General features: G+C 66.4%; 6 protein-coding genes. 4 read left to right on the top strand and 2 right to left on the bottom strand.

Going from position 1 to position 3,642, the window contains the following annotated elements:
* A partial coding sequence (locus ABZW16_RS43435) for a phosphotransferase (protein ID WP_354962005.1) occupies positions 1-513 on the top strand: 513 nt, incomplete at its 5' end.
* A 91-nt stretch (positions 514-604) separates the two neighbouring features.
* Here ABZW16_RS43435 and ABZW16_RS43430 read toward each other — a convergent pair.
* Positions 605-895, bottom strand: coding sequence for a hypothetical protein (locus tag ABZW16_RS43430; protein ID WP_354962004.1), 291 nt, complete (start codon positions 893-895; stop codon positions 605-607).
* Here ABZW16_RS43430 and ABZW16_RS43425 point away from each other — a divergent pair.
* The 3 genes from ABZW16_RS43425 to ABZW16_RS43415 are packed head-to-tail and all read left to right on the top strand — an operon-like array spanning position 894 to position 3,046.
* On the top strand, positions 894-1,124 hold the full coding sequence (locus tag ABZW16_RS43425; protein WP_354962003.1) for a hypothetical protein: 231 nt from the start codon (positions 894-896) through the stop codon (positions 1,122-1,124). The genes ABZW16_RS43430 and ABZW16_RS43425 overlap by 2 nt on opposite strands.
* Positions 1,124-2,086, top strand: coding sequence for a prolyl aminopeptidase (gene pip, locus ABZW16_RS43420; RefSeq protein WP_354962002.1), 963 nt, complete (start codon positions 1,124-1,126; stop codon positions 2,084-2,086). Before ABZW16_RS43425 ends, pip begins: the two co-directional genes overlap by 1 nt.
* Positions 2,087-2,089: 3 nt before the next feature.
* Entirely contained in the window at positions 2,090-3,046 is a 957-nt protein-coding gene (locus ABZW16_RS43415; protein WP_354962001.1) for a CHAD domain-containing protein, read from the top strand.
* Positions 3,047-3,189: 143 nt separating this feature from the next.
* On the opposite strand, the gene ABZW16_RS43410 is transcribed toward ABZW16_RS43415, so the two are convergent.
* Positions 3,190-3,642: Scr1 family TA system antitoxin-like transcriptional regulator (locus tag ABZW16_RS43410; RefSeq protein ID WP_354962000.1), on the bottom strand; the 453-nt coding region annotated here is incomplete at its 5' end.

The raw sequence follows: 3,642 nt of genomic DNA, 5'->3' as shown, positions 1-3,642 counted from the left end.
ACCGAACTGGTCCGCTCCTACGCCGATCTCCAGCTGGCGATGGCCGACCATATCGATGATCTGCGCGCCACCGGCACACCGTATCTGCCACCGCCCCAACTGATCACGGTCTACCGCCACTTCGAGCCGCGCATCCCCGGCCTCGGCGCCGCGATCACCGAAGCCGCGACGGCGCTCGCCGAATTCGGCAGGCTGAGTATCGAACACAACGATCTGCACCCCGGCAATGTCTTCACCGGTTCGGCCGCGGCCACCGGCATGCTGTTCGACTGGGGCGACGCGGTGCTCACCCACCCCTTCCTGTCCTGGCGGGTGCTGCGCGGCCCGCACCGCACCGAATACCTCGACCGGTGGCGGCGAACAGGCGCCGTCTCCGACACCGAGATCGCACTCGCCGACCGGTTGGCCCCGCTGGTCGCCCTGCATCCGTGGCGCGCCATCGACGCCTCGTCACCCCGCTTCGCCCGCTTCCTCCAGGGACTGTTGGACGATCTGCGGACAGGGTTTCGCTGACCACCGCGACCGACCTCGTAAGACCACGCTCCCCGGAGCGGGCAAGGGTCGATGACGCAGGAAGAGCCCCCGCGAAACAAATCGCTGAGACTCACGCAACGGCAAATAATGGCAGACTCGAAGCGAAGCCGACAATATCGACACGAGCAGAGGTACTGATGGCCCATCCCGGTTGGATTTCACGCAGCACGTTGGTGGTGGCGGGTGTTTTCGCCGCCGCGGCACTCACCGCCTGCGGAAGCGGCTCGAACCCGACGCCGACCGGCAGCTCGAGCTCGACCACCGGATCGGTGACGGCCAGCGCCGCGCCGGGCAAGACCACCGGCGCGGCCCCGACGACCTTGGAGATCTCCGATGCCTCGGCCACCCAGCTGTGCGACATGATCCGTCCCGAGCTGTCGAACTGGCGGGTGCAGGGGCCGACGCTCGGCCGGATCGGATACAACGCGCTGGTGCACGAATGGGCGCTGCGCAATGGTGGCATCAACGGCCATGTGCTCGCCGATAAGGCGATGATCGACCGGATCACCACCAAGAGCTGCGCCGATGTGCGCCAGCAGGCGCTGGAGGCGCTGGAACTGAACGATCTCGCTTCGGGACTCGCCTTCTGATGCGTACTTTCTACCCTCCGATCGAGCCCTACGACACCGGCATGCTCGACGTCGGCGCGGGCCAATCCGTGTACTGGGAGGTCAGCGGGAATCCGGACGGCAAACCGGTGGTATTCCTGCACGGCGGGCCCGGCGGCGGCACCGAACCGTTCCACCGGCAGTTCTTCGATCCGGCGGCCTACCGGATCGTGCTGCTCGATCAGCGCGGCTGCGGCCGGTCGACCCCGCACATCGCCGACGGGGCGAGTCTGGAGACCAACACCACCGCACATCTGGTCGCCGATATCGAGGCGCTGCGCACCCACCTCGGCATCGACCGCTGGCAGGTATTCGGCGGCTCCTGGGGTTCCACCCTCGCGCTCGCCTACGCGCAGCGGTATCCACAGCGGGTCACCGAGCTGGTGTTGCGCGGGATCTTTCTGTTGCGGCGCAAGGAAATCGACTGGTACTACAACGGCGCGGCGGGCAACATCTACCCGGACGAGTGGGAGAAGTTCCTGGCCCCGGTGCCCGAGGACGAGCGCGACGGCGATCTGGTGCAGGTGTATCACCGATTGCTGCACTCCCCCGATGAGCAGGTTGCGCTCGCGGCCGCGGTCGCCTGGTCCACCTGGGAGGGCGCGACGAGTTCGCTACTGCCGCAACCGGATCGGGTGCAGGACAGCGCCGAACCGCGGTTCGCACTGGCCTTCGCCAGGATCGAGAACCACTACTTCGTCAACGGCGGATTCCTCGACGAGGGGCAGCTGCTGCGCGATATCGGTACCATTGCACACATCCCGGCCGTCATCGTGCAGGGCCGCCACGACGTCGTGTGCCCGGCCACCAGTGCCTGGGAATTGCACCGCGCCTGGCCCGGTTCGGTACTGCACATCGTCGACGACGCCGGACATGCCGCCGCCGAACCCGGCATCACCCACCACCTCGTCGAGGCGACCGACGGATTCGCGAAAGTGAGCTGAGATATGCGGGTCACAGCCGGAGACGCCATCATCGCGGCGCTACGCGACGATGTCGACCGGCTGCTGGCCGCCGAACCGAAAGTCCGTGCCGACGCCTGGGATTCGGTACACCAGATGCGGGTCGCGACGCGCAGGCTGCGCAGCGTACTGCGCTCATATCGCAGCCTTTTCGAATCCGCGCCGATCGCCACCATGCAGGAGGAGCTGAAGTGGCTGGCGGGTCTGCTCGGCGTCGCCAGGGACGCCGAGGTGCGCGCGGATCGGTTCGCGGCACTGCTGGCCGCGCATGCGCCGCAGGATGAATTCGCCCGGCTGGCAACGGAGTCCAGGGCGGCCGAGGCCGCGGCGGGCGTGACCGTAGCGCGATCCGCCGGAGACGGATACGTCCCCGGCACCACCGAATACGTCCGAACCGAGCTGGTCGACGCCGAGAAGGCCCGATACGCCAGCGCGCACGCCGAAATCCTCACCGCCCTCGACGACAAGCGATACCACACACTGCGCGACGAACTTTCGACCTGGCGCACACATCCGCCCCTCGACCCACACCGGGCCGAGATCCCGGCCGCCGAGGTCTTCGAACGCATCCTGCGCAAGGACCGCAAGCGCCTACGGCGGCTGGTCTACGCCGAACCCACCGTCCCGGCCGACGAACGCATCGAACTGCTGCACGATATCCGCAAGAGCGCCAAACGCCTCCGCTACTGCTGCGAAGGCGCCGTCGACGTACTCGGTAGTGCCGCAAAGGATCTCGGCACCGAGGCAAAACGCCTGCAAACCGTACTCGGCGACCACCGTGACGCCGTCGATTCCCGCGACGCGATCCTGGCGCGCGCCACCGCAACCCACGCCACCGGGGTCAACGCGACGATCTATGAACTACTCGCCGACGCCGAGGAGATCGCCGCGGGCGAAGCCCTGGCCAAATATCCGGCCGCAGCGGCATTCGTTTCCGGGTGAGTCACTCGACTTTTCGGCACCCGGTCGGGTCCGAGGTCCGCTAGCAGTCCATGGTCGCGCGTTCGATACTCTTGCCGAACAAGCGGTGACAGGGAGTCAGCCCGCGACATGGTCAGGGCAGCCCTGGACCGGCGATACCGCGCCTAAGGGCGCCGTCCGCGTCGTTTGTCGAGTGCCGCCCCGATCAACTTCCGTGCAGCCTCGCCGGTCACGGACCCACCGGCCAGTGTATCGAACGCTCGGCTGTAGATCGCAACCTCTCGCGGTTGCGTAATCGTAAGCTCCGCTGTGATGCCTTCGACCGTGACCATACGCGAATCGAACATTACAAAGTTCGTCGTTTGCATCGGCGGGCCAGCTTGCGCCGGAATGATTCCAAGCTGAACCCGGGAAAGGCCGATCACGGCCATAAGTCGGTCTAGCTGCCCGATCATTACGGCATCGTTGCCGACCGTCGTATACAAAGCTTGCTCGGCAATCAGGATGTGAAAGCGCCGTTCATGACCGGTCCCCGATGACGGGACCACCCGGTCTTTGAGTCCGGGTTGTTTTCGATCCAGTTTCAGTTGATGTCGCAGGCCACGGGGTGGTGGGTG

It is taken from the genome of Nocardia sp. NPDC004604, assembly GCF_040609795.1.
Taxonomy (GTDB): domain Bacteria; phylum Actinomycetota; class Actinomycetes; order Mycobacteriales; family Mycobacteriaceae; genus Nocardia.
This window is presented reverse-complemented; position numbering and strand designations above follow the sequence as displayed.

Excerpts from the sequence above, each read along its gene's own strand:
- ABZW16_RS43425 (WP_354962003.1), top strand. The coding sequence starts at position 894 with ATGATCCGTCCCGAGCTGTCGAACTGGCGGGTGCAGGGGCCGACGCTC.
- ABZW16_RS43430 (WP_354962004.1), bottom strand. The coding sequence starts at position 895 with ATGTCGCACAGCTGGGTGGCCGAGGCATCGGAGATCTCCAAGGTCGTC.
- pip (WP_354962002.1), top strand. The coding sequence starts at position 1,124 with ATGCGTACTTTCTACCCTCCGATCGAGCCCTACGACACCGGCATGCTC.
- ABZW16_RS43415 (WP_354962001.1), top strand. The coding sequence starts at position 2,090 with ATGCGGGTCACAGCCGGAGACGCCATCATCGCGGCGCTACGCGACGAT.